Below are 23630 nucleotides of genomic sequence, written 5' to 3'. Positions count from 1 at the left end.
TCAATCGTCGTCTGACGACGTCGGTGGGTGAACGGAGGACGCGAACGCCGACTGCGTCGAGGGTTCCTGGGGCGCGCAGAGGTGCGAACGATGCCAGATCCGGCGAACCTCGACTTGCCGCACCTGTAGTCGAGGCGGAAATCAGTCTGCCGGTCGCGGTGTTCGACGAACGAGTGGATCTGGTCTTTCGAACTCCGAGGCGTGAGCGTGATCAGCTGCTAGCCAAGGGACTTTGTGAGCAGCAAGGATGGGCGATCCGGCTGGCGGGGGACCAGGAGGATCCCGGCCAGCCAGAGGATCAAGTCGCCTACGTCGTAGAAGTGCGTCTTCCAGGCTCGCGCACGGGCGCTGAAACGGGCGCCCGCCGACGCCTGCTGGAGGTCATCGGCACACACGTGTCTGTGACCATCGTGGGAGGGGCACTGGTCCGCCCTCCAGTGCCCACGCCGTTGGTGACGTGGCGAGTTTTTCAGCTATCAAGTTGGCGGAACAGGCGAGGGCTCGGCTGGTTGGCCTCGCTTCGTGCCCATGCGGGGCTAGCTGACGAGCAGCGCACCATCAGCGTTTCTCCATCCGTCGAGGAGACAGAAGTCAGAGAGCTGCTTCGACAGCAGCAGCTCGCGGGATTCCGCTTCGACGAGTCGCGCCACGGCTTGCGTAAGAGCGTTGGGCCCATGGCCAATGAGACCGGTGAGGACGGGAACCTCTGGTGGCGCGGTCGTCGAGGGGCGACACTCCGCCTTGCCCTGGCGTGTCTGATCATGTTCTATGGCTGGCTGGCGTACGACCGATCCTTGATCGGCCAGCTGGCCATGTTCGCGGCGCTGGCCGTCGCCGCATGGTTCGTTGGCAACTGGTACACGAGCAATCAGCACCGCCCCTGGCCGTTGCGCTGGGCGGTTGGGGCGTTGGTCCTCGTCGGCAGCTCGATACCTGGATACATGTGGCACCGGCAGGTCCCCTACGACGTCATCGCGCAGATCAGAACCATTCTGCTCGCACTTTCCTGTCTGGCCCTGCTGTGGTGTGTACCCCGAGGCTGCTGGTACGCCGTTCGTCAGACCTGGATCAGCAAACATGCTGTGGGTCTGGTTACCGTGCTCGTTTTGCCCCTGCCGTGGGTCCTGCCGTTCGTCGGCTCGTTCTTGCAGTTCCTGTATGTGGAAGACGCTTTCGGAATCCCCTCCGACTCGGTCTCCACCCCCGTTTACTGGACCGGTGCGTCTGCACTGCTTCCGACACTCGGCTGTGTCGGGCTACTCCTGCCGCCTCTTGCCCTCTACGGCTGGGCGCGCCACTTCCACTGGGCCTGGGAGAAGAGCATCGTAAACGTCGTCTCCGTAAGCGCCGCCGTCATTCTCGTCCTCGCCGGAGGAATTGCGTTCATAAACCGCACTTCTGCAGCGGCCCAACGCGCCGCTAGCGATGTGGTACACGCGACCGCCCCCGACTCCTACTTCGGCATCCAGGGCAAGCGGATATGTGTGCAGCCGCTCAAGGGCGAGCTCTCCGTGCACAATGGCCCGCTTGCCATCGATCATGCGCTGCTTGCTTTTAGCACAGATGGTGCCGTCCTCTACTTGTGGGACCCGGCACGGGCTCGCAAGCGTGGCGGCCCTGATCCTGTGATGTCCGTGAACTCGGCGGAGGTCTCGACATACGCAATGAGCGATGGCCAGAGCCGCTGCCCTAAGCGGAAGTGAGGCGCGACCCGAAGTGTTACGCAGCGCTGGTGAAAACGGGTGCGGCCGCCACCCGCTGAGGAGTGGCGGCCGCACTGTCGCTAGGTCAGGGATGCGGGCGGACGGAGCACATGCACCTCATACGTCCGATCCCGCCCAAGTCACCTGAACACGATCTTTAGATGTCGAAGTAGAGCTCAAACTCGTGCGGGTGCGGGCGGAGCTGGATCGGGGCGATTTCGTTCGTGCGCTTGTAGTCGATCCAGGTCTCGATCAGGTCGGAGGTGAAGACGCCGCCGGCCTGGAGGTACTCGTTGTCCGCCTCGAGGGCGTCGAGGACCGCGGGGAGGGACGTCGGGACCTGCTGGACGTTGGCGTGCTCCTCGGGAGCCAGCTCGTAGAGGTCCTTGTCGATCGGCTCGGCCGGCTCGATCTTGTTCTTGACGCCGTCGAGGCCCGCCATCAGCAGCGCGGAGAAGGCGAGGTACGGGTTCGAGGACGGGTCCGGCGCGCGGAACTCGACGCGCTTGGCCTTCGGGTTCGAGCCCGTGATCGGGATACGCATGGCCGCGGAGCGGTTGCGCTGCGAGTACACCATGTTGACCGGCGCCTCGAAGCCCGGGACCAGGCGGTGGTACGAGTTCACCGTCGGGTTCGTGAAGGCCAGGAGCGACGGGGCGTGCTTCAGGATGCCGCCGATGTAGTAGCGGGCGATGTCGGAGAGGCCCGCGTAGCCCTGCTCGTCGTAGAAGAGCGGGTCGCCGCCGGACCACAGGGACTGGTGGACGTGCATGCCCGAACCGTTGTCACCGAAGATCGGCTTCGGCATGAAGGTCGCGGTCTTGTTGTTGCGCCACGCGACGTTCTTCACGATGTACTTGAAGAGCATCAGGTCGTCGGCCGCGGCGAGCAGCGTGTTGAACTTGTAGTTGATCTCCGCCTGGCCGGCCGTGCCGACCTCGTGGTGCTGGCGCTCGACCTGGAGGCCCTGACGGTCCAGCTCCAGGGAAATCTCCGCGCGCAGGTCGGCGAAGTGGTCGACCGGCGGGGCCGGGAAGTAGCCGCCCTTGTAGCGGACCTTGTAACCGCGGTTGTTCTCGACGGCGCCGGTGTTCCAGGCGCCCGCCTCCGAGTCGATCTCGTAGACCGAACGGTTGGCCGAGGTCTCGAAGCGGACCGAGTCGAAGACGTAGAACTCGGCCTCGGGGCCGAAGTACGCGGTGTCGGCGATGCCGGTGGAGGCGAGGTAGGCCTCGGCCTTCTTCGCCACGTTGCGCGGGTCGCGGGAGTACTGCTCGCCCGTGATCGGGTCGTGGATGAAGAAGTTGATGTTGACCGTCTTGTCGCGGCGGAACGGGTCGACGCGCGCGGTCGTCAGGTCGGCGCGGAGCGCCATGTCGGACTCGTGGATGGCCTGGAACCCACGGATCGAGGAGCCGTCGAAGGCCAGCTCCTCCGTCGGGTCGAACGCCGCGGCCGGCACCGTGAAGTGCTGCATCACACCCGGCAGGTCGCAGAACCGGACGTCGACGAACTTGACGTCCTCGTCCGCGATGAACTTCTTGGCGTCATCGGCGTTCTGGAACATCCAACTCCTCCTACTCCCACCCGGGGAGGGGCGGGGTTTGCAGCTCGGTGGTGCGGCCGGTGCGGTGGCACACGCTGGACCTGACCATAGGCAGACGTGGTTTCTCAAGCATGACCCATTTGTTTCGCTCAAGTTAACCGGACCCGGGGGCCCGGGCGGGCCGGGCGGCCGAGGGCAGTACCGTGGATGCGTGGACAACAGGGAAGCAATGGGATCGTGGCTGTCCGGGCCCCGCGAGGCCCTGGAACAGTCGGGCGCGGACTTCGGTTACCGCGGCCAGCAGCTCGGCCTGCCGGAGCACGGGCCCGGTTCCATCGCCCGCCCCGGCCGCCGCCTCCTGGCGCTCGTCGTCGACTGGGCGCTCTGCATGCTGATCGCATACGGCCTCGTCACGCATGGTTACGACCAGGCTACGGGGAACTGGGCGCTGCTCATCTTCTTCGTGCTCGGCGTGCTGACCGTCGGCACGATCGGCTGTACGCCGGGTAAGCGGATCGTCGGGTTGCGGGTTGTTTCCGAGGCGGGCGGGCGGCTCGGGTTCGGGCGGGTTGTCGTGCGGACGCTGCTTCTGTGTGTGGCCGTGCCCGCGCTGGTCTGGGACCGGGATGGTCGCGGGCTGCACGATCGGCTCGCGAAGTCCGTAGAGGTCCGTATCTGAGCGTCGTCGGCCACCGGGCCGGTGGGGGCTGGTCGCGCAGTTCCCCGCGCCCCTGAAGGCAGCGGCTTCGCCGCGCCTTCCCCTGGAGCGTGCCGGGCCCGCACATCAAACGCGCCCTCTGAGATGGCGCACGCAGTGCACATCTCAGGGGCGCGGGGAACTGCGCGACCAGCCACGACGCACGCCGCAGACAAAGAAACAGACAACGAAGAAGGCGCCCCGAGCGACAAAGCTCGGGGCGCCTTCTTCGTGGACAGCAGCGGAGCGTCAGCGCATCTTGCCGCCGCGAGGCATCCGCATCCCCTTCGGCATCGGCCCCTTCGGCAGCGGCATGTTCGACATCAGGTCGCCCATCGCCCGCAGCCGGTCATTGGTCGCGGTCACCTGGGGACCAGGAAGCACGCGGGGCAGCTTGAGCATGGTCGTGCGGAGCTTCTTGAGCGGGACCTGGCCCTCACCGTTGCCGACGAGGATGTCGTGGACCGGGACGTCCGCGACGACGCGGGCCATCCGGCGCTTCTCGGCGGCCAGCAGGGTCTTGACCCGGTTCGGGTTGCCCTCGGCGACGAGCACGATGCCGGCCTTGCCGACCGCGCGGTGCACGACGTCCTGGCTGCGGTTCATCGCGACCGCCGGGGTGGTCGTCCAGCCGCGCCCGATGTTGTCGAGCACCGCGGCCGCCGCGCCGGGCTGGCCCTCCATCTGGCCGAAGGCCGCTCGCTCGGCGCGGCGCCCGAAGATGATCGCCATCGCGAGGAAGGCGAGCAGGAAGCCGAGAATTCCGAGATAGATGGGGTGACCGATCAAGAAACCGATCGCGAGGAAGACACCGAAGGTGACGATTCCCACAGCCGCGAGTACAAGACCGATCTTCGAATCGACCTTGCGGGTCATCTTGTAGGTCAGAGCGATCTGCTTGAGTCGCCCGGTGTTTGCAGCGTCCGCTGCAGGTTCCTTCCTCGCCATGCGTGAAGTCTACGTGGCCGGTGGCCGCCGATGAACAGCAGCACCGGCCCGGCGGCCCGGCGGAAGGCCTGCGGTCAGCCGCGCGAGCCGAACGATTCGAGGACGCGCTGCGCCTCCACCCGGTCCTTGGCGCGGCGGCGGTCCTCCAGGACGGAGGTCCAGGCATTGCGGCGGGCGGTGCGCTGACCGCTGCTCATGAGCAGCGACTCGACGGCGCGCAGGGCGTCGGTGAAGGTCGGGATCGCGGTGGCGCGTACGGGCGCGGCCTGCATGGGTGAGGTCCCCCCTCGATAACGGATCACGGAGACGAAAGACGGAAGACGGAACGGGTGACGGGGCACCCGGCCGGTCACGGAAACGGAACCGATCACGGCTTTGGTGAAAGGTGCACGAGGCGTGATTTCAGGGTCACTGATTGGTGTTACCAGGGCGTGACCGGACGGTCAAACCGTGATGAAGCCCCGGCGGACGCCGTTCACACGTCGACGCGGCCCCGATCGCCGCCCTCATCTGCGAGGACGGCCGGGACCGCGTCCTTCAGGCCGATACCGGCCGGTAGTCACTTGTGCGGGAGTTCACACGGTCCCGCACGGCCCGTTCGGCACGGAGTGCCCGCGCTCACACCGCCTGCGAGGCCACGTACGCGCCGCGCTTCTCGACCGCCATCTGGAACAGCCGGCCCGCGCGGTACGAGGAGCGGACCAGCGGGCCCGACATGACGCCGGAGAAACCGATCTGCTCGGCCTCCTCCTTCAGCTCCACGAACTCGTGCGGCTTGACCCAGCGCTCCACGGGGTGGTGGCGCACGGAGGGCCGCAGGTACTGCGTGATGGTGATGAGCTCGCAGCCCGCGTCATGCAGCTGGCGCAGCGCCTCGCTGACCTCGGCGCGCTCCTCACCCATGCCCAGGATCAGGTTGGACTTGGTGACGAGGCCGTACTCGCGGGCCTCGGTGATCACCTTGAGGGAGCGGTCGTAGCGGAAGCCCGGGCGGATGCGCTTGAAGATGCGCGGGACCGTCTCGACGTTGTGCGCGAAGACCTCGGGGCGGGACGAGAAGACCTCGGCCAGCTGCTCGGGCACCGCGTTGAAGTCGGGGGCCAGGAGCTCGACCTTCGTACGGCCGTCGGGGCGGTTCGCCGTCTGCTCGTGGATCTGGCGGACCGTCTCCGCGTAGAGCCAGGCGCCGCCGTCCTCGAGGTCGTCGCGGGCGACGCCGGTGATCGTGGCGTAGTTCAGGTCCATCGTGACGACGGACTCGCCGACGCGGCGCGGCTCGTCGCGGTCGAGCGCCTCGGGCTTGCCGGTGTCGATCTGGCAGAAGTCGCAGCGACGGGTGCACTGGTCACCGCCGATGAGGAACGTGGCCTCGCGGTCCTCCCAGCACTCGTAGATGTTGGGACAGCCCGCTTCCTGGCAGACCGTGTGCAGGCCCTCGGACTTCACGAGGTTCTGCATCTTCGTGTACTCGGGACCCATTTTCGCCCGGGTCTTGATCCACTCGGGCTTGCGCTCGATGGGGGTCTGAGCGTTACGGACCTCCAGGCGCAGCATCTTGCGTCCGTCGGGTGCGACTGCGGACACGACCGGCTCCCTAAAGCTTTGATTCCTCGGCGTACATCAGGGTACGCCCGAATGTTCATGGCCCTTACGGACGGCCAACCTCTGGCCCTCGGGGTGCATTCCCCGGCCCGTTCACCGGACGGTGCTACGCCGGGGTCTTCTCGATGACGCGCGGGCGCAGGTCCGCGTCGCCGAGGACGGTGCGCAGGTGCTTCTCGGCGACCGGGAGCACCTCCTCGATCGTGACCTCGCGGCCCAGCTCGTACGAGAGCGAGGTGACGCCCGCGTCGCGGATGCCGCAGGGGATGATCTTGTCGAAGTTCGAGGTGTCCGGGTTCACGTTCAGCGCGAAGCCGTGCATCGTGACGCCCTTGGCGACGCGGATGCCCATGGCGCAGATCTTGCGGTCCTCGCGGCGCTGGCCCGCGTTGGACGGGGCGTACTCCGGGCCGTTGAGCCGGGGGTCGAACTCCGGGTCGGCGGCGCGCGGGTCGAAGTCGAGGGTGAGGCCGCCGAGCTGGGGCCGTTGGGCGACCGGGTCGCCGAGGACCCAGACGCCCGCCCGGCCCTCCACCCGCGAGGTCTCGACGCCGAACTCTGCGCAGACCGCGATCATCGCGTCCTCCAGGCGGCGCAGGTGCGCGACCACGTCGACCGGGCGGGGCAGCTTCTGGATCGGGTAGCCGACGAGCTGGCCCGGGCCGTGCCAGGTGATCTTGCCGCCGCGGTCCACGTCGATGACGGGGGTGCCGTCCAGGGGGCGCTCCTCGGGCGCCGTGCGCCGGCCCGCGGTGTAGACCGCCGGGTGCTCCAGGAGCAGACAGGTGTCGGGCACCTCGTCGGCGAAACGGGCGGCGTGCACGCGGCGCTGCTCGTCCCAGGCGACCTGGTACTCGACCATGTCCGCACCGAACCCCATGCGGACGAACCGGAACTCACTCACGGCACGTGCCTCCCTCAGCAGCTGACCAGCCGCACCGTGCACATCCAGCTGCACCGTGCATATATCGCGCCCGGAACAACTGTACGGCTCCCGCTCCCGGGCTCAGTGGGTGGGGAAGAGGCGGTACGAGGCGTCCAGGTCGCGGACCTCCACGGAGCAGGTGACGCCCGGGGCCGCCGAGGTGTGCTTGTCCAGGAGGGCGAGGACGTCCTCCGACAGCGCGTTCTTCGCGGCTTGCGGACGGCCCGCGAGCAGACCGACCTCCACGTGCACGAACGCGGCCGCGACCCCGTCCACGTACGTGGTGGAGGGCCGGGCGAACGTCTTGCCGACGCCGACCGAGCTGACGCGCTCGACGACGAGGGGGTGGAGTTCGGCCACGAGGGCGGGGACGTCGACCGTGCCGGCGAGGCCGTCGGAGTAGTCGATGACGATGTGAGGCACGGGACAGACCTTCCGGGTACTTCTCCGAGTACGGGGCGGCGGCGCGCGGCGATCGAGGCCGTCGCCGACCGCTTACCAGTGCTCCGTACTTCTCGGTGTAGTGCACAGGAATCGTATGCCTGAGCGGAGGCTGCCTCCGGACCGCCCCGTCCGCACGCCGCTCGTACGCCTTCCGCCCCTCGTTCGAGCGCTGTCGCGTCCACTCTTTGCGGGGTTCGTCACACGATCGGATGAAGGGTCCTTCAAGGCCCGGTGGAGGCCGAATATCGCCGCTACATTCGCGCCGTTCCATGAGGGCTGCACCCCGGCCCGGAAGGCAGGAGACCGCACAGCTGATGACGGAACGACCTCCGCAGCGCACACCGAACCGCCAGCTCGCCGCGCTCATCGCGGAGGCTGGTTTCTCCAACGCGGGCCTCGCCCGCCGCGTGGACCAACTCGGGCTCGAACACGGTCTTGACCTGCGGTACGACAAGACATCGGTGACCAGATGGCTGCGCGGGCAGCAGCCGCGCGGGACGACCCCCGCGCTGATCGCCGAGGTGTTCACCCGCCGCCTCGGCCGCCGCCTCTCCGCCCAGGACCTCGGGCTCGACGCGTGCGCCCCCGTCTACGCGGGCCTGGAGTTCGCGGGCTCGCCCGAGGAGGCCGTCGACATCGTCAGCGGCCTGTGGCGCAAGGACTCGGGGAGCCATGCCGAGCTCCGCAAGATCGCGTTCACCCCGGCCGGGCTCGTCGTGCCCAGCCGCGACTGGCTGATCGGGCGCGCCGACGACCGCGTCCTACGGGGTGAGGCACCGCCCCGCGTCCCCGCGCAGGGGCGGCCCGTCGTGCCCCGGCAGCGCACCACGACCGAGCGCGGCCCAGGACACCGGGTCACCGGCGGCGACATCGCGGCGCTCCGCTCGGTCGGCGAGCTGTTCCGCGCCCTCGACCACGCCTACGGGGGCGGGCACGCGCGCCAGGCGCTCGTCCGCTACCTGGAGCACGAGGCCGAACCCATGCTGCGCGGCACGTACGGGGAGCAGACCGGGCGGCGGCTCTTCGCGGCCGTCGCCGATCTGACCCGGCTCGCGGGCTGGACCTCGTACGACATCGCGGCGCACGGGCTCGCGCAGCGGTACTTCGTGCAGGCGCTGCGGCTCTCGCAGGCCGCGGGGGACCGGATGTACGGCTCGTACGTCCTCATCACCATGAGCCGGCAGGCCGTCTACCTCGGGCACGGCCGGGAGGCGGTGCAGCTGGCGCGGGTCGCGCAGCAGGGGGTCGGGGCGTCCGCGCCCGCCCTGCTGCAGTCGCTCCTGCACGCGGTCGAGGCGCGCGGGCACGGCGTCCTCGGCGAGGTGCGCGCCTGTACGGCGTCGCTCGTACGGGCCGAGCGGGCGCTGGAGGCGGCGCGGACGGGGGAGGACGTGCCGCACTGGGCGCGGTTCTTCGACGAGGCGCAGCTGGCCGACGAGTTCGGGCACTGCCACCGGGACCTCCAGCTGTACCGGACGGCCGCGCAGCACGCGGAGCGGTCGCTGCGGCTGCGGGCGCCGGGGTTCGCGCGGAGCCGGCTGTTCTGCCGGGTCGTGCTCGCCTCCGCGCGGCTCGGCCTCGGCGAGCTGGACTCGGCGTGCGCGCTCGGCGCGGAGGCGGCGACCGCGGCGGCGGACATGCGGTCGGTGCGGGCGCACGAGTATGTGCGGGAGTTCGAGCGCCGGCTTGAGCCGTACCGGGACGCGGGGCCCGTCCGGGGGTACCGGGAGAAGGTCGCGGCGCTGGGATGACGGGCGCTCAGGCCGCCTTGCGCACCGGCTCGGGCGCGCGCGGGCGGCTCTGTGCCGGGACGGCCGGGAGGCCCAGGTCGCGCAGTGCCGCCCGGGCCGCCCGGCGCCCGGAGGTGAGCGCGCCCTGGACCGTGCTGGTGTCCCGGTGGTCCCCGCACACGTACAGGCCGTCGAGCAGGCGGACGGGGCGGCGCGGGTCGTGCGGGGCGGGCATCGCCGGGACCGCGTGCGGGGTGTGGTGGACGGCCAGGGTCTCCCAGGCGGACGTCGACGTGCCGTAGAGCGCGGCCAGGTGGAGGCGCAGCTCCCGGTCGGTGGGCGGGGGGCCGAGCACCGTCGAGGAGACGAGCGCGCGGCCCGCCGGGGCCCGGACCGGGTCGACCTGGCTGATCACGGCGGTGTGCGCGACGGGTCCGAGCCGGTCGGCGTCGAGCAGCAGCGCGGGTTCGGTGAGCGGCGGCTCGGGTGCGGCGTGGTGCACGACGGTCACCTCGTGGAAGGCGGGCACGCGCAGGCCGGGCAGCAGTGCGGCGGCGGTGACCGCGTCGGTCGCCAGCACGACGCCGCGGCACGGGAGGTGACCGTGGTCGGCCGTGGTGACCGAGTTCGCCGAGACGGCGGTGGTCCGCACGCCGGTGTGCACGGTGCCCGGCGGCAGGGTGGCCGCGAGCAGTTCGGGGAGCGTGTCCGCGCCGCCCTCGGGGACGGCGAGGCGGCCCGCGGCGTACGCGTGCAGGGCGAGGTCGGCGCAGCGGCTGGACGTCGTCAGCTCCGGGTCGCACAGCAGGGCCGAGAGCAGCGGGCGCACGAAGCCGTGGAGGGTCCGGGCGGGCAGGGCGCGGCCGACGGGGGATTCGGGGCGGGCGAGGAGCCGGGCGGGGTCGGTCGCGGCGAGCCGGGCGAGGGCCGCGCCGAGCCGGGCGTGGTCCAGGGGGCCGCCGAGGGGCGGGCGCGTGCCGCGCGGAGGGCGCGGGGCGGTCGCGAGGGCGCGCGCCGCGCTGAATGCGCCCCTTGTGCGCCGGGGGTCGGTCGGTTCGCCCGCGCGATGGCGGCGGCCCGCGCTGTGCACCAGGACACCGGGGGCGAACAGCCGCAGCACGAGCCCGTCGAGGCCCGGCGCGCGGCTCAGCTCGGGGTAGGAGGTGGACAGGGGCCGCCCGATCCGGTCGAGCCGGAACCCGTCGACCTTCTCGGTGGACATCCGGCCCCCGACCGAGCCGCCCGCCTCCAGGACGAGCACCCGTACACCCGCCCTGGTCAGATGCTGGGCCGCGGCGAGCCCCGCCACCCCGGCCCCTACGACGACGACGGCCCCTGCTCCTGCGTCAGCGGGCTCAAGCACGTGCCCCTCCCAGCGTTGCGCGGCCGGCGGCGGATCGTCCCGGAGGCGTCATGCCCCCGACAAAGCGCCGGAATACCCGGTTCGGCACGAGGTTAGGTGCGCACGCGCCCAGGAACAGTCGCGCGCGGGGGGCGGCTTGGAGGCACGCAGTGACAGGGCGATGCGCCCCGTCCGCGCACCACCCGTCGCTCTAGGAGGAGACCAGCGCTCCCGTGTCCACCGGCTCCTTCGCGGCCGCCGCGCTCCGCGCCTCCGGGGTCACCTCGTCCGCCGTCAGGACGTACCCCGTGCCCGCGTCCGTCGTGGAGCGGGCGAAGACGACGCCGTAGACACGGCCGTCCGTCGTGAGGAGGGGGCCGCCGGAGTTGCCGGGGAGGACCGTGGAGCGGATGGAGTAGATCTCGCGGGTGACGGTGCCGGAGCCGTAGATGTTCTGGCCGCCCGCGCGGATCGTGTCGGCGACCGTGGCCGCCTGGAGGTCGAGACCGCCGTTCTCGGGGTAGCCCGCGACGACCGCCGCCTTGCCGCGCGACGCGCTGTCGTCGAGGGGGAGGGAGGGGGCGCGCAGCTCCGGGACGTAGAGGACCGCCACGTCCTTGTCGGGGTCGAAGAGGACGACGCGCGCGGCGTAGGCGCGGCCGACGCCGCCCACCCGGACCGACGGGTCGTCGATGCCCGCGACGACGTGCGCGTTGGTCATGACGTGCTGCGGCGAGAAGACGAAACCGCTGCCCTCGCGGCCCTGCGTGCCGGAGGAGCCCTCGACCTTCACCGTGCTGCGCTGCGCGGCCCGCGTCGCCGCCGCCGTCACGTTGTCCCCGGAGGGCTTCGCGACCTCGGCGGAGGGCTCGTTCGAGAACGGGTCGAAGACCTGTGGGAACCCGGCCGAGGTGAGCGCCCCGGTGGCCCGCGCGAACCAGCCCGGCGTCGAGGACGGCATCGTGTCGTGGACCGCGCCGAGCACCGACGAGGACCGGATCGCCTGGTTCAGCGCCGCCGAGGACGACGACGCGAGGACGCTGGCCGCCACCCAGGCGACGACCAGCACCGCCGCGGCGCTCGCGACCGCGCCGCCCGCCCCGTCCGCCACCCGCAGCGGGCCCGGCGCCCGGTCCATCCCGCCGCGCACCCGCGCCGCGAGCCGCCCCGCGAGGGCCTGTCCGGCGACCGCGGGCAGCAGCACCGTGACGACCGCGACGACCGTCGCCGTGGACGTGCCGGGCGTGACCGAGTCCATCAGGTACGGCAGCAGCCACACGCCGACGACGGCGCCGCCGACGAACCCGGCGAGCGAGACGAGGCCCGCGAGCAGCCCGCGCCGGTAGCCGGAGACGGCATAGACGAGCGCGAGCACGATGAGTACGGCGTCGAGGACGTGGTTCTGCGGGTCCATATCGGTAACAAACGAACGCGGTGACCGTGCTGGTTCCGCCAATCGGCCCACATGTGGGAGACCGCACAGCGCGTCCGCGTCCGAGAGTGGGAGGCGTGCGTGGTGTGCGGAGGGTGGTGCGCTGGGTGCCCGGGGGAGTGGCCCTCGCGGCGCTGGTGCTGTGTGCCGTCGCGGGCGACCGCCCGGGGGCGGCGGACCGGGAGGCGACGGCCGTCCCGGCGGACCGCGCGAGCGGCGCGCACGCCGCCCCGAAGCCGCGCGTCGTGCCGCGCTCGCGGTGGCTGGGCGGCATGAAGACCTACGACCGCGACCCCGTCCGGTACGGGGACCGCGTCGTCGCCGTCTTCATCCACCACACCGACTCGCCCAACGGCTACGACTGCGCCGACGTCCCGGAGATCATCCGCTTCGTCTACGCGGGCCAGGCGGGCGGCAAGGAGTGGGACGACATCGGCTACAACTTCCTCGTCGACCGCTGCGGCACCGTCTACGAGGGCCGGGCGGGCGGCGTCGACCGGCCGGTGGTCGGCGCGCACACCCAGGGCTTCAACCAGGACACCGCCGGGATCGCCGCCATCGGCACGTTCGGCGAGGGCACCCCGGTGCCGAAGGCGATGGCCGACTCCATCGCCGCGCTCGCCGCGTGGAAACTCGGCCTCTCCGACGTCGACCCGCGCTCCACCACCCGCCTGACCAGCAGCAACAGCCTGAGCCGCTACAAGAAGGGCACCTCGGCCGACTTCCACGCGATCTCCGGCCACCGCGACGGCTACGAGACCGCCTGCCCCGGCGAGGCGCTGATGCGCGAACTCCCCGCGATCCGCGAGCGCGCGGCCCGCCTCCAGAACCGCGACTAGGACCTCGGACGGGCCTCAGGCGGGACGAAGGGTTCCGCCGCCGTTCAGCCGGTAGGTCCTGCCCTTCAGCCCTGGGCTCTCGGCACGGTCGTACGTCACCGAGTGGCCGTTCCCGTCGATCACCTTCGACAGGCGCGCCCCCGGGCCGAGGTCCAGGCCCTTGAGCCGGGAGTCCCCGGAGACCGACCACCGGGCGCGGGGGCCGAGCGTCAGGGAGGCGCCCGCGACGGCCCCGTCCAGCTTGGCGCGGCCGGTCAGTTCGAGGGCGGCCGAGCCGTCGGCGACGACCACGTCGCCCTTCAGCCGCTGGTTGTCCGCCGTGAAGGTCACGACGCCCTTGTCGCGGACCCGCAGCAGCTTGCCGCCCTTCGTCTTCAGCTCCGCGCCACCGCTCAATTCGATGTCCGCGATCGCCTCCCGTACGGAGAAGAGGTCGCCGTCCGCCGCCTGGATCGACCCGCCGGACATCGTGAACGACGCGTCGCCGTCGCCGCGCAGCACGACCCCGCCCGCGGCGGCGGTCGCCCGTACGTTGCGCAGGGACAGCGAGCCGCCGCCCTCCACCGTGAACGCCTCGGAGTTCGCCAGGTCGAACAGCGTGCCCGTCACCGACACCTCTCCGGCCGTCTGCACCCCGGGCGAACCGCAGCCCGCCGAGGTCATCGTCGAGTCGTACACCTCGACCTTCGCGCCGGAGTCCGCCGCGACCGGCGGCGCCTGCGCGCCCGCCGTCTCGATCTCCGCGTACGTCAGCTCGGCCTCGCCCTTGTCGGCGGCCCGCACGGCGGGCGCGTACGAGCCCTTGGTGCGCACCGCGCTCGCGCTGAGCGTCGCGCGCGACCCCTCGCCCGACGCGAAGACGCCGGTCGCGCCCTTGCCCTTGGTGGAGAACCAGCCGCCGGACAGGTCGAGGCGGCCGCCGTCCCTGGCCAGCGCCGCCGCGTTCAGACCCTGGCGGCCCGAGGCGTCGAGGGAGGAGGTGCCGCCCCGCTTGGTGATGTGCGCGTCACGGGTCGTGAGGTGCCCGGAGCCGGACACGAGCACCGCCGACTCGTCCCGCTCGGCCGTCTCGAACTCCTCCTTGCGCGGCGCCGCGTGCGCACCGCTGTCCAGCGTGTACGCGCCGGCCGGCTCGGGCGCCGCGCCCGAGCCGTGGTCCGTGTCGAGCGGAACCGTCCCGCATCGCGCGCCGCTCGCCGTCGCGGGCGGCGACGCCACCGGCGGCGTCGCGGTCGCGTCGTCGTCCGAGCACGCGGACAGCGAGGTCAGCGTCAGTGGCAGCAGCAGTACGGAGACGGCGGTCGCGGTACGGCGACGCCCCGGGCGGAGCCGGAGTCCCAGGTATTTCATGGCCCCTACGTTCACACTTCGCGCTCCGCGAGGCACGCGCGGGGCACTCCTGCCGGGTCGCGAACAGGATCTCGGGGAAGGTCAGGCGAGGTCAGGCGAGGTCAGGGGAGGTCCGGGGCGAAGACGAGCAGGGTCAGGTCGTCCCTGACCGTCCCCGCGAACCGCACCACGTCCCGCCACACCGCGTCCGTCAGCGCCGCCGGTTCGTCGTTCGCGTGGCCCCGCAGGCGCTCCGCCAGCGGGTAGAAGCGGCCCGCCGAGTCCCGGGCCTCCGTCACCCCGTCGGTCAGCGCGAGCAGCCGGTCCCCGCGGCGCAGCTCGAACGTGATCCCCACGGGCGGCTCCACGTCGAGCCCGACCCCCAGCGGCGCCGCCGACGGCACCGGGATCTCCGTCACGCGCCCGCCGCGCAGCAGCAGCGGACACGGATGACCGCAGCTCACGATCCGTACGGTGGAGGAGTCGTCCGGGAACTCCAGGAGCACCGCCGTCGCGAACAGCTCGGCCAGCTCGTCGCCCGCCGTGTCCACGATGAGCCGCCGGTCGAGCCGCGCCGCGACGCTCTCCAGGTCCGGCTGGTCGAGCACCGCCTCCCGGAACGCGCCGAGCAGCCCCGCCACCGTCCCCACCGCGGACAGGCCGTGCCCCTGTACGTCGCCGACGACCGCCCGCACCCCGTGCGGCCCGCGCCGCACGTCGAAGAAGTCGCCGCCGACCAGCGCCCCGCGCTGCGCCGCCCGGTACAGGCCCGCGCACCGCACCCGGCCCACCCGCTCCGGCAGCGGCGGCAACACCGCGAACTGGGCGGCCTCCGCGACCGTACGCACCGTCACCAGATGCTCGTCCCGGCGCTGACGCACCCAGGCGATCAGCACGCTCAGCACGGAGACGAACAGCACGGTCAGCAGATCGCTGTTGCCGGGGCGGCCGAACCCCGCCGGGGGCAGCGCCAGGATCACCGTGACGACGGCGCCGAGCACACCAGTCGCCACCGGCCCGTACGACAGGGCGGCCAGCGGCGGGATCGCGCCGAGGAGGAAACCCAGCTCCAGGTGCTGCTCCGTACCCGCCTGGAGCGCGCCCAGACCGACGAGCAGCACGATGGGCAGCCAGCGCACCCACCGGGGCGGCGGCGCCCCGCGCAGCCAGGCGCGCTCCTCCCCGTCACGGCGGCGCGCCACGGGCCAGGTCATGCCGGCAGGGCTCCCTTCGTGACGGCCTACGCCCTCAACCCTGCTACGAGTCGCCTGCCCCCGCACTCCGCCACGTGCCGTCGAGCAACGACCGCCCCATCAGCACGCCGTGCCGTCGAGCAACGACCGCCCCATCAGCACGTCGTCCACGTACTCCCCGTCGATCAGGAATTCCTCGGGCAGCACCCCCTCCACGACGAAGCCCTCGGCCTCGTACAGCTTGCGGGCCGGGGTGTTGTGGCCGAGCACCCGCAGCGTGAGGCGGCGCGCGCCCTGCCGCCGCGACTCCTCGACCGCGGCCCGCACCAGCGTCCGGCCCACGCCGTGCCCGCGCGCGGCGGTCGCGACGGCCAGCCCCTGCACCTGCCTGACGTGGGCGTTCGAGGGCAGCGGGGTCGGGCGGACGAGCCGGATGTAGCCGACGACCCGCCCGTGCAGTTCGGCGACGAGGTGGTCGCGCGGGCCGAACCGGTCGCTGAAGAACGGCGGGTAGGGCGGCTCGCGCGGCGGCAGGACCGCGTGCAGCGGCGACCAGGTCTCCCCGTCCAGACGGCTCAGGGCCCCGTCGTCGTCCGGCACGGCGAAACGTATGAGCGGTGGCTGTCGCGACATGCGCGTCACTGTACGACCGGCAGGATGGAGGCATGACACGTATCGCGGTGGCGGGCGCCTCCGGACTCACCGGCTCGGCCCTCGTCCGCTCCCTGACCGGTGACGGACACGAAGTGCTGCGCCTGGTGCGCCGGGCCCCGCGCGCGGCGGACGAGGTCCGCTGGGACCCGAAGAAGGGGGAGGTCGACGCCGAACGGCTCGCCGGGTGCGACGCCGTCGTCAACCTCGCCGGTGCCGGGGTCGGTGACCGGCGCTGGACGGAGGCCTACAAACGGGAGATCCGCGACAGCCGGGTCCTCGGCACCCGCACCCTCGCCGAGGCGATCGCCGGGCTGCCCGAGCCGCCCCGCGTCTTCGTCAACGGCAGCGCCATCGGCTACTACGGGTCCACGGGCAGCCGCGCCGTCGACGAGTCCGCTCCCGCGGGGGAGGGGTTCCTGGCGGAGGTGTGCGTGGAGTGGGAGGCGGCCGTCGCGCCCGCGCGCGACGCGGGTGTCCGTACGGTCCTCGCGCGTACGGGCCTGGTCGTGGCCCGGGGCGGGGGTGCCTGGGGGAAGCTGTTCCCGCTGTTCAAGGCCGGGCTCGGGGGGCGGCTCGGGGACGGGCGGCAGTACTGGGCGTACATCGCGCTGCACGATCATGTGGCGGCGGTGCGGCATTGTCTCGACACGGACGCCCTGGCCGGGCCGGTGAACCTGACCGCTCCGCATCCGGCGACGAATCGTGAGGTCACCGCGGCGATGTCCCGGGTGCTGCGGCGGCCCGCGCTCTTCCCGGCGCCGGCGCCGGCGCTCCGTCTGGCGCTCGGGGAGATGGCGGGGGAGGTTCTCGGGTCCACCCGGGCGGTGCCGACGCGTCTGCTGGAGTCCGGGTTCGAGTTCGCGTTCCCGGGCCTCGAACAGGCGATTCGCTCCGCGTGAGGTGTGCGTGATCCGCGGGCCGGTGGGGGCTGGTCGCGCAGTTCCCCGCGCCCCTGAGATGCGCACTGCGTGCGCCATCTCAGCGCCCCTGGGGCTGCGGCGAAGCCGCATGCTTCAGGGGCGCGGGGAACTGCGCGAGCAACCACGACGGCGTGGTGGCCGGCGATGTGATGAAGCCCTACGGCGGGGGCCGTGCTAGCCGAAGCGTTCCGTCAGGCGGGGGTACAACCCGGCCAGCAGGGACTCGTTCTCGAAGTCGATCGGGGTGCCGTCGGGCTCCGCGGGGGGCGGGGCAAGGCCCAAGTCGGGGGCTACCGTGCCGGTCAGCTCCTCGTACGCCTCGTCCGCCGCGTAACCGAGATCCTCCCCGTCCCCGTCGACGTCCTCGTCGAACTCGTCCAGGGACTCGGCAAGGGAGTCGGGGTCGTGCAGCGCCCCCTCGAACACCTCCCGGCCCTGCCCGATCAGCCAGCACCGGAAGTAGTCGAACGCGTCGTCACTGGCCCCGCCGAGCAGCACCCAGGCCGCCCCCCACAGGTCCCAGCGGTAGGCGCGGTTGTACCGGGACTCGAAGTGCCGGGCGAAGTCGAGCACCGAGTCGGGGTCGGAGCGCAGGAGTCTGTCGACGAGCAGCTCGGCGTGGTCCTCGGGGTCGCCCTCGGCGGCCTCGCGGGTGCTGTCCACGATCTCCCAGAACTCGGTCTCGTCCATCACGGGACAAGCATCGGCCCTGCGCCGGGGGGCCGCACGCCGAGCGTCGGACGTGCGCCAGTTCGTTATGCATGCACATGCCCAGGGCACCCCCGCCGACGGCCCGTCACCCGTCCTGCTCGTACCACCTCCGCATCCGCCGCCCCGCCTCCGCGAACCGTCCCCGAAGAGCGGCCGGAGCCATCACCTCCGCCTCCGGGCCGAGCGCCATGAGCTGGGTGTACGCCACGTCCTCCGACTCGACCGGCAGCGTCACCGTCACCCGCCCGTCCGCGTCCGCGGGGCCCGCCGACTCCATCGCCTCCCGCGCGGACGCCGTACCGGTGGCGTACGGCAGCTGTCGTACCCCGTCGGCCGTCAGCCGTACGACCACCTCGGCACGGAGGATCGCCCGCGCGAACTGGGCCGCCCGCTCCTCCCAGAACGCGGGCAGGTCGAACTCCTCGTCCCGCTCGAACCGCTCGTCCAGCGCCTCGGCGGAGGTGAGCCGGTCGATGCGGTACACCCGTCGCTCCGCCACGGGCCGAGTCCCGTCGCGCACGGCCGCCGCCAGGTACCAGACGCCCGCCTTCAGGACCAGGCCGTACGGTTCCAGCTCCCGCTCCACCGGCTGCTCCTGACGGTCCCGGCGCGCGTACGCGACCCGCAGCACCCGGTCGCCCCACACCGCCTCCGCGACCGCAGGCAGCAGCTCGGGGGTGCGCGGCTCCTTGAACCAGCCCGGCGCGTCCAGGTGGAACCGCTGCGCCGCCGTGCGCGACGCGTCCCGCGCCGACGGGGTCAGCGCCGCCGACACCTTCAGCCGGGCCGCCGAGGCCGCGTCGTCCAGGCCCATCTCGCGCAGCGCCCCGGGCACCCCGGACAGGAACAGCGCCTCCGCCTCACCGCGGGCCAGGCCCGTCAGGCGCGTACGGTAGCCGCCGATCAGCCGGTAGCCGCCCACCCGGCCCCGGTCCGCGTAGACGGGGACGCCCGCCTCCGAGAGGGCCTGAGCGTCGCGCGTCACCGTCCGCTCGGAGACCTCCAGTTCGCGCGCCAGCTCGGCCGCGGTCATCGAGGGCCGGGACTGGAGCAACAGCACCATCTTGATCAGGCGGGCAGCACGCATGCCGCCATCATGGACGGTCAGCCCGGGTGGCGGTGAAGCGCATGACCGAGAACGTCGCGCCCTGCGGATCCGCGAGCACCGCGAACCGGCCCGTGGGGATCGACGCCGGTGCCACGAGGACCCGCCCGCCCAGCTCCTCGCAGCGCGCGGCCGTGGCGTCCGGGGCGTCCACGGCGACGTAGAGGTTCCAGTGGGACGGCAGATCGAGCGGAAACCCACCGGCTGGGCCGGTCGAGCCGGTCGAGCCGGCCGAGCCCGTCGACATGTCGACCATCCCGCCGAACGCCTCGTCCGCCACGGTCCACTCCGTATACGTGGCCCCGTCTCCGTATCCGTATCCGTCGCCGAACGGGCGCTGTCGCGTACCCCACCCCAGCACCGCCTGGTAGAAATCGACCGCTCCCGGCCCGTCCCGCGTGAGCAGCTCGAACCAGCAGAAGCTGCTCGGCACGTTCACCGCCTCGAAGCCCGCGTGCGACAGCGGGTCCCACAGGCCGAACGGGGCCCCCGCCGGGTCCTGGCAGACCGCGAGCCTGCCCTGGCCCGCCGCAGGCACGGGACCGGCGACGACCCGGCCGCGATTGCCGCCCACGCGTGCGGTGACCGCGTCGACCCCGCTCGTCTGGAAGTAGGGCAGCCACGCCGCGGGCTCCCGGGGTTCCGCCGCAGGGCCGACCCCGGCGACCAGATGACCGTCCTCGGCGTCGAGTGCGAACAGGCCGTAGCCGTCGGTCGCCGGGTCGTCCGCGAGCCGCGAACGCCAGCCGAACAGCGCCTCGTAGAAGCCGCGGGCCCCGTCCGGGTCCGGTGTGGAGAGGTCGGCCCAGCACGGGGCGGAGGGGGTCTTGGAGATCTGCACGCGAAACGCCTCCCACGGCCGGGCCCGCCCCTCTGGCCCCTTGACGACCCGTCCATTCACGCACGCGTGCCCTGCCCCGGCAATCGGGACAGGGCACGCGTGACCGGTGCGAACCGGCAGGTACTACAGGCCGTAGCGCTCGCGCGCCTCCTTCACGGCCGTCGCCTTGACCTCGCCGCGGCGGGCGAGCTGGGCGAGGGCCGCGACGACGATCGACTCGGCGTCGACGCCGAAGTGGCGGCGCGCGTCCTCACGGGTGTCGGAGAGGCCGAAGCCGTCCGCGCCAAGGGAGGTGTAGTCCTGCTCGACCCACTGCGCGATCTGGTCGGGGACCTGGCGCATGTAGTCGGAGACGGCCAGGACCGGGCCCTGTGCGTTGGCGAGCGCCTGACGGACGAACGGAATCCGCTCCTCGCCCTTGAGCAGCGCCTCGTCGGCCTCCAGGGCGTCACGGCGCAGCTCGGTCCACGAGGTGGCCGACCATACGTCGGCGGCGACGCCCCACTCCTCGGCGAGCAGCTGCTGCGCCTTGAGCGTCCAGTGGATGGCGGTGCCGGAACCGATGAGGTTGATGCGCGGGGCGTTCGCCGCCGCCACGTTGACCCCCGCGGTCTCCGCCGTGTTGAAGCGGTACAGGCCCTTGACGATGGCCTCGTCGAGACCCTCCACGGCCGGTTTGGCCGGCTGCGGCATCGGCTCGTTGTAGACCGTCAGGTAGTAGAAGACGTCCTGGTCCTCGCCCGGCTTGGCCTCGCCGTACATACGGCGCAGGCCCTCCTTCATGATGACCGCGATCTCGTACGCGAAGGCCGGGTCGTAGGACAGGGCCGCCGGGTTGGTCGCCGCGATCATCGGCGAGTGGCCGTCCGCGTGCTGCAGACCCTCACCGGTCAGCGTCGTGCGACCGGCGGTGGCGCCGACGACGAAGCCGCGGCCCATCTGGTCGGCGAGCTGCCAGAACTGGTCGCCGGTGCGCTGCCAGCCGAACATCGAGTAGAAGATGTACAACGGGATCATCTGCTCGCCGTGCGTCGAGTACGACGTGGCGGCGGCGATGAAGTCGGCCAGCGAGCCCGCCTCGTTGATCCCCTCGTTGAGGATCTGGCCGGACTCGGACTCCTTGTAGTACATGAGCTGGTCACGGTCGACCGGGTCGTACGTCTGCCCCTTGGGCGAGTACAGGCCGAGCGACGGGAACAGCGACTCCATGCCGAAGGTGCGCGCCTCGTCGGGGATGATCGGCACCCAGCGCTTGCCGGACGTCTTGTCCCGTACGAGGTCCTTCAGGAGCCGTACGAGCGCCATCGTCGAGGCGACCGACTGCGAGCCCGAACCCTTGTCGAACGAGGCGAACGCCTTGTCGGCCGGGGCGGGCAGCGGCGCGAGCGGCTGCGTACGGCGGGCCGGGGCGGGACCGCCCAGGGCGGCACGGCGCTCGGCGAGGTAGCGCAGCTCGGGGGAGTCCTCGGCGGGACGCGCGTACGGAACGACACCGTCCTCGAAGCGGCTGTCCGGAATCGGCAGGTCAAGGAGGTCACGCATGTCCTTGAACTCGTCGATCGTCAGCTTCTTCATCTGGTGGTTGGCGTTCTTGGACTCGAAGCCCTTGCCGAGCGTGAAGCCCTTGACGGTCTGCGTGAGGATGACGGTCGGCGCGCCCTTGTGCTCGACGGCCGCCTTGTACGCCGCGTACACCTTGCGGGGCTCGTGACCGCCGCGCGAGACGTGGAAGCACTCGGAGATCTTGTCGTCCGACAGCACCTTCGCGAGCTCGACCAGCGCCGGGTTCGTGCCGAAGAAGTTCTCGCGGATGTAGGCGACGTCACGCGTCTGGTACGTCTGGAACTGGGCGTCCGGGACCTCACGGAGCCGCTCCAGGAGCGCGCCGGTGGTGTCGAGCTGGAACAGCTCGTCCCACGCGTTGCCCCACATCGACTTGATGACGTTCCAGCCGGAGCCGCGGAACTGGGCCTCCAGCTCCTGCACGACGCGGAAGTTCGGGCGGACCGGGCCGTCCAGGCGCTGCAGGTTGCAGTTGATGACGAAGGTCAGGTTGTCCAGACCCTCGCGGGCGGCGAGCGTGAGCGCCGAGGTCGACTCGGGCTCGTCCATTTCGCCGTCGCCGAGGAAGGCCCAGACGTGGGAGTTGGAGGTGTCCTTGATGTTCCGCGCGGTCAGGTAGCGGTTGAAGCGCGCCTGGTAGATCGCGGAGAGCGGGCCGAGGCCCATGGACACGGTCGGGAACTCCCACAGCCACGGCAGGCGGCGCGGGTGCGGGTACGACGGCAGACCGTTGCCCCCCGCCTCGCGGCGGAAGTTGTCGAGCTGCTCCTCGGAGAGGCGGCCGTCGAGGAAGGCGCGGGCGTAGATGCCGGGCGACGCGTGGCCCTGGATGTAGAGCTGGTCGCCGCTGCCGTCCCCCTCCTTGCCCTTGAAGAAGTGGTTGAAGCCGGTCTCGTACAGCCAGGCGGCCGAGGCGAAGGTGGCGATGTGCCCGCCGACGCCGGCCTTCGAGCCACGGGTCACCATCGCGGCCGCGTTCCAGCGGTTGTACGCGGTGATCTTGGCTTCCATCTCCTCGTCACCGGGGAAGTCCGGCTCGGCGGAGGTGGGGATCGAGTTGATGTACTCGGTCGACAGGAGCTTGGGCAGCGGCAGGCCGCCGGCCTCGCCGCGCTCCAGCGTGCGTCGCATCAGCTGCGCGGCACGGTGCGGCCCGGCCGCCTTGGTGACGGCGTCCAGGGAGGCCTGCCATTCGGCGGTCTCCTCGGGGTCGCGGTCCGGGAGCTGGTCGAGCTCGCTCGGCTGGATGCGCATGGGGTCGGTCATAGTCGCCGCACGCCTTCCTGAGTCGAAGGGGGTGGGGTGGGGGTGCCCTTGGTCTTTGGCAGGACAGGGCGGGGTCCCGGTGGAGACCCGCCAGTGACAATAACTCCGTGATCGATGATCGATCAAAGGTTCGCCGGGTAAAACCTCTTCAGATCGAGAAAGTAGGCACAAGGTGCCACGGATAGGGGCACGCAGTGCCCCTTCAGGGGCGCGGGGAACTGCGCGAGCAACCACGCACGGTCAGAGGTCCGCGACGCACCGCAGATGGCAGACGAGTCCCGTCTCACGGGCGCGGGGCGCATCCCAGAACATGCGCCTTGACCAGCGCGGCAATCTCGGGATCCCGCCGCCGAAACGCCGCGACAAGCTCCTCGTGCTCCTCGGCATAGGACTGCTGAACGGTCCCCAGCCACCGAATGGACAACGCGGTGAAGACCTCGATCCCGAGCCCCTCCCACGTGTGCAGCAACACCGAATTCCCCGCGGCGCGCACCAGCTCCCGGTGAAAACCAACCGTGTGCCGCACCTGCGCGGTCCCATCGGCCTCCTGGTCGGCCCGGTACAACGCCGCGACGTGCGGCTCAAGGGCCGAGCAGTCCTCCGCGAGCCGGCCGCAGGCCAGCTCCGCCGCAATGGCTTCGAGCCCGGCCCGCACCGGATAGCTCTCCTCCAGATCCGCCGCCGACAGATTGCGTACCCGCACGCCCTTGTTCGGCGCCGACTCGATCAGCCGCAACGACTCCAGCTCCCGCAGAGCCTCCCGCACGGGAGTCTGGCTGACCTCCAGCTCCGTGGCGATGCGGCGCTCCACGATGCGCTCACCCGGCTTCCAGCGGCCGC

The 23630-nt window shown here is 71.6% G+C and carries 21 protein-coding genes; 5 read left to right on the top strand and 16 right to left on the bottom strand.

The features are described 5' to 3' along the window. The first annotated feature begins 674 nt into the window (after window positions 1-674). A complete protein-coding gene (locus tag N5I75_RS09585) occupies window positions 675-1703 on the top strand; it encodes a hypothetical protein (RefSeq protein WP_476676263.1) in 1029 nt (342 codons plus the stop codon). 157 nt (window positions 1704-1860) lie between these two features. Here N5I75_RS09585 and glnA read toward each other — a convergent pair whose 3' ends face one another. Beyond that, window positions 1861-3270, bottom strand: coding sequence for a type I glutamate--ammonia ligase (gene glnA / locus N5I75_RS09580; RefSeq protein ID WP_476676261.1), 1410 nt, complete (start codon window positions 3268-3270; stop codon window positions 1861-1863). A 190-nt stretch (window positions 3271-3460) separates the two neighbouring features. Here glnA and N5I75_RS09575 point away from each other — a divergent pair, with 190 nt between their 5' ends. Then, window positions 3461-3928, top strand: coding sequence for an RDD family protein (locus tag N5I75_RS09575; RefSeq protein WP_476676259.1), 468 nt, complete (start codon window positions 3461-3463; stop codon window positions 3926-3928). A gap of 267 nt (window positions 3929-4195) precedes the next feature. On the opposite strand, the gene N5I75_RS09570 is transcribed toward N5I75_RS09575, so the two are convergent. The 5 genes from N5I75_RS09570 to N5I75_RS09550 all read right to left on the bottom strand — a co-directional run bounded on the left by N5I75_RS09570 (window position 4196) and on the right by N5I75_RS09550 (window position 7844). Further along, a complete protein-coding gene (locus N5I75_RS09570; protein WP_476676257.1) occupies window positions 4196-4894 on the bottom strand; it encodes a DUF4191 domain-containing protein in 699 nt (232 codons plus the stop codon). A gap of 74 nt (window positions 4895-4968) precedes the next feature. After that, window positions 4969-5166 (bottom strand): SCO2195 family GlnR-regulated protein, encoded by a 198-nt coding sequence (locus tag N5I75_RS09565; protein WP_361069087.1) that lies wholly within the window; start codon window positions 5164-5166, stop codon window positions 4969-4971. 346 nt (window positions 5167-5512) lie between these two features. Beyond that, a complete protein-coding gene (lipA, locus tag N5I75_RS09560) occupies window positions 5513-6478 on the bottom strand; it encodes a lipoyl synthase (protein ID WP_476676255.1) in 966 nt (321 codons plus the stop codon). 124 nt (window positions 6479-6602) lie between these two features. Then, window positions 6603-7400, bottom strand: a complete 798-nt coding sequence (gene lipB / locus N5I75_RS09555; RefSeq protein WP_476676253.1) for a lipoyl(octanoyl) transferase LipB — start codon at window positions 7398-7400, stop codon at window positions 6603-6605. Window positions 7401-7502: 102 nt separating this feature from the next. Next, a complete protein-coding gene (locus tag N5I75_RS09550) occupies window positions 7503-7844 on the bottom strand; it encodes a 5-carboxymethyl-2-hydroxymuconate Delta-isomerase (protein WP_476676251.1) in 342 nt (113 codons plus the stop codon). A 335-nt stretch (window positions 7845-8179) separates the two neighbouring features. Between N5I75_RS09550 and N5I75_RS09545 the strand changes: the two genes are divergently transcribed. Further along, the gene (locus N5I75_RS09545) at window positions 8180-9616 is read left to right on the top strand and encodes a regulator (protein WP_476676249.1); all 1437 of its coding nucleotides are present in this window, start codon (window positions 8180-8182) and stop codon (window positions 9614-9616) included. A 7-nt stretch (window positions 9617-9623) separates the two neighbouring features. Here N5I75_RS09545 and N5I75_RS09540 read toward each other — a convergent pair whose 3' ends face one another. Together N5I75_RS09540 and N5I75_RS09535 are read right to left on the bottom strand one after the other, a co-directional pair. Continuing rightward, a complete protein-coding gene (locus N5I75_RS09540; RefSeq protein WP_476676247.1) occupies window positions 9624-10958 on the bottom strand; it encodes an NAD(P)/FAD-dependent oxidoreductase in 1335 nt (444 codons plus the stop codon). A gap of 190 nt (window positions 10959-11148) precedes the next feature. After that, a complete protein-coding gene (locus tag N5I75_RS09535) occupies window positions 11149-12351 on the bottom strand; it encodes a MarP family serine protease (RefSeq protein WP_476676245.1) in 1203 nt (400 codons plus the stop codon). Between the two features lie 95 nt (window positions 12352-12446). Between N5I75_RS09535 and N5I75_RS09530 the strand changes: the two genes are divergently transcribed. Next, window positions 12447-13208: a peptidoglycan recognition protein family protein gene (locus N5I75_RS09530; RefSeq protein WP_476676243.1), complete on the top strand. Its 762-nt coding sequence runs from the start codon at window positions 12447-12449 to the stop codon at window positions 13206-13208. 15 nt (window positions 13209-13223) lie between these two features. Here N5I75_RS09530 and N5I75_RS09525 read toward each other — a convergent pair whose 3' ends face one another. From N5I75_RS09525 to N5I75_RS09515, 3 genes are all read right to left on the bottom strand, one after another. After that, window positions 13224-14558 (bottom strand): hypothetical protein, encoded by a 1335-nt coding sequence (locus N5I75_RS09525; RefSeq protein ID WP_476676241.1) that lies wholly within the window; start codon window positions 14556-14558, stop codon window positions 13224-13226. A 101-nt stretch (window positions 14559-14659) separates the two neighbouring features. Next, entirely contained in the window at window positions 14660-15751 is a 1092-nt protein-coding gene (locus N5I75_RS09520) for a PP2C family protein-serine/threonine phosphatase (RefSeq protein ID WP_476676239.1), read from the bottom strand. A gap of 99 nt (window positions 15752-15850) precedes the next feature. After that, window positions 15851-16363 (bottom strand): N-acetyltransferase family protein, encoded by a 513-nt coding sequence (locus N5I75_RS09515; protein ID WP_476676237.1) that lies wholly within the window; start codon window positions 16361-16363, stop codon window positions 15851-15853. Window positions 16364-16395: 32 nt separating this feature from the next. Between N5I75_RS09515 and N5I75_RS09510 the strand changes: the two genes are divergently transcribed. Then, window positions 16396-17283, top strand: coding sequence for a TIGR01777 family oxidoreductase (locus tag N5I75_RS09510; RefSeq protein ID WP_476676236.1), 888 nt, complete (start codon window positions 16396-16398; stop codon window positions 17281-17283). Between the two features lie 195 nt (window positions 17284-17478). On the opposite strand, the gene N5I75_RS09505 is transcribed toward N5I75_RS09510, so the two are convergent. From N5I75_RS09505 to N5I75_RS09485, 5 genes are all read right to left on the bottom strand, one after another. After that, window positions 17479-17994 carry a DUF4240 domain-containing protein gene (locus N5I75_RS09505; protein ID WP_476676999.1) on the bottom strand — a complete coding sequence of 172 codons (516 nt, stop codon included), beginning with the start codon at window positions 17992-17994 and terminating at the stop codon, window positions 17479-17481. A gap of 106 nt (window positions 17995-18100) precedes the next feature. After that, complete coding sequence (locus tag N5I75_RS09500; protein ID WP_476676234.1) at window positions 18101-19102, bottom strand: helix-turn-helix transcriptional regulator; 1002 nt, start codon at window positions 19100-19102, stop codon at window positions 18101-18103. A gap of 7 nt (window positions 19103-19109) precedes the next feature. Beyond that, on the bottom strand, window positions 19110-19961 hold the full coding sequence (locus N5I75_RS09495) for a VOC family protein (RefSeq protein ID WP_476676232.1): 852 nt from the start codon (window positions 19959-19961) through the stop codon (window positions 19110-19112). A 123-nt stretch (window positions 19962-20084) separates the two neighbouring features. Beyond that, on the bottom strand, window positions 20085-22790 hold the full coding sequence (gene aceE / locus N5I75_RS09490; RefSeq protein WP_476676230.1) for a pyruvate dehydrogenase (acetyl-transferring), homodimeric type: 2706 nt from the start codon (window positions 22788-22790) through the stop codon (window positions 20085-20087). Window positions 22791-23073: 283 nt separating this feature from the next. Further along, on the bottom strand, window positions 23074-23630 hold a 557-nt coding region (locus N5I75_RS09485; protein ID WP_476676228.1), incomplete at its 5' end, for a GntR family transcriptional regulator.

The organism is Streptomyces sp. R818, assembly GCF_056172735.1.
Note: the sequence above shows the minus strand (reverse complement) of the source record. Positions and strands in the feature narration are given on the sequence as shown.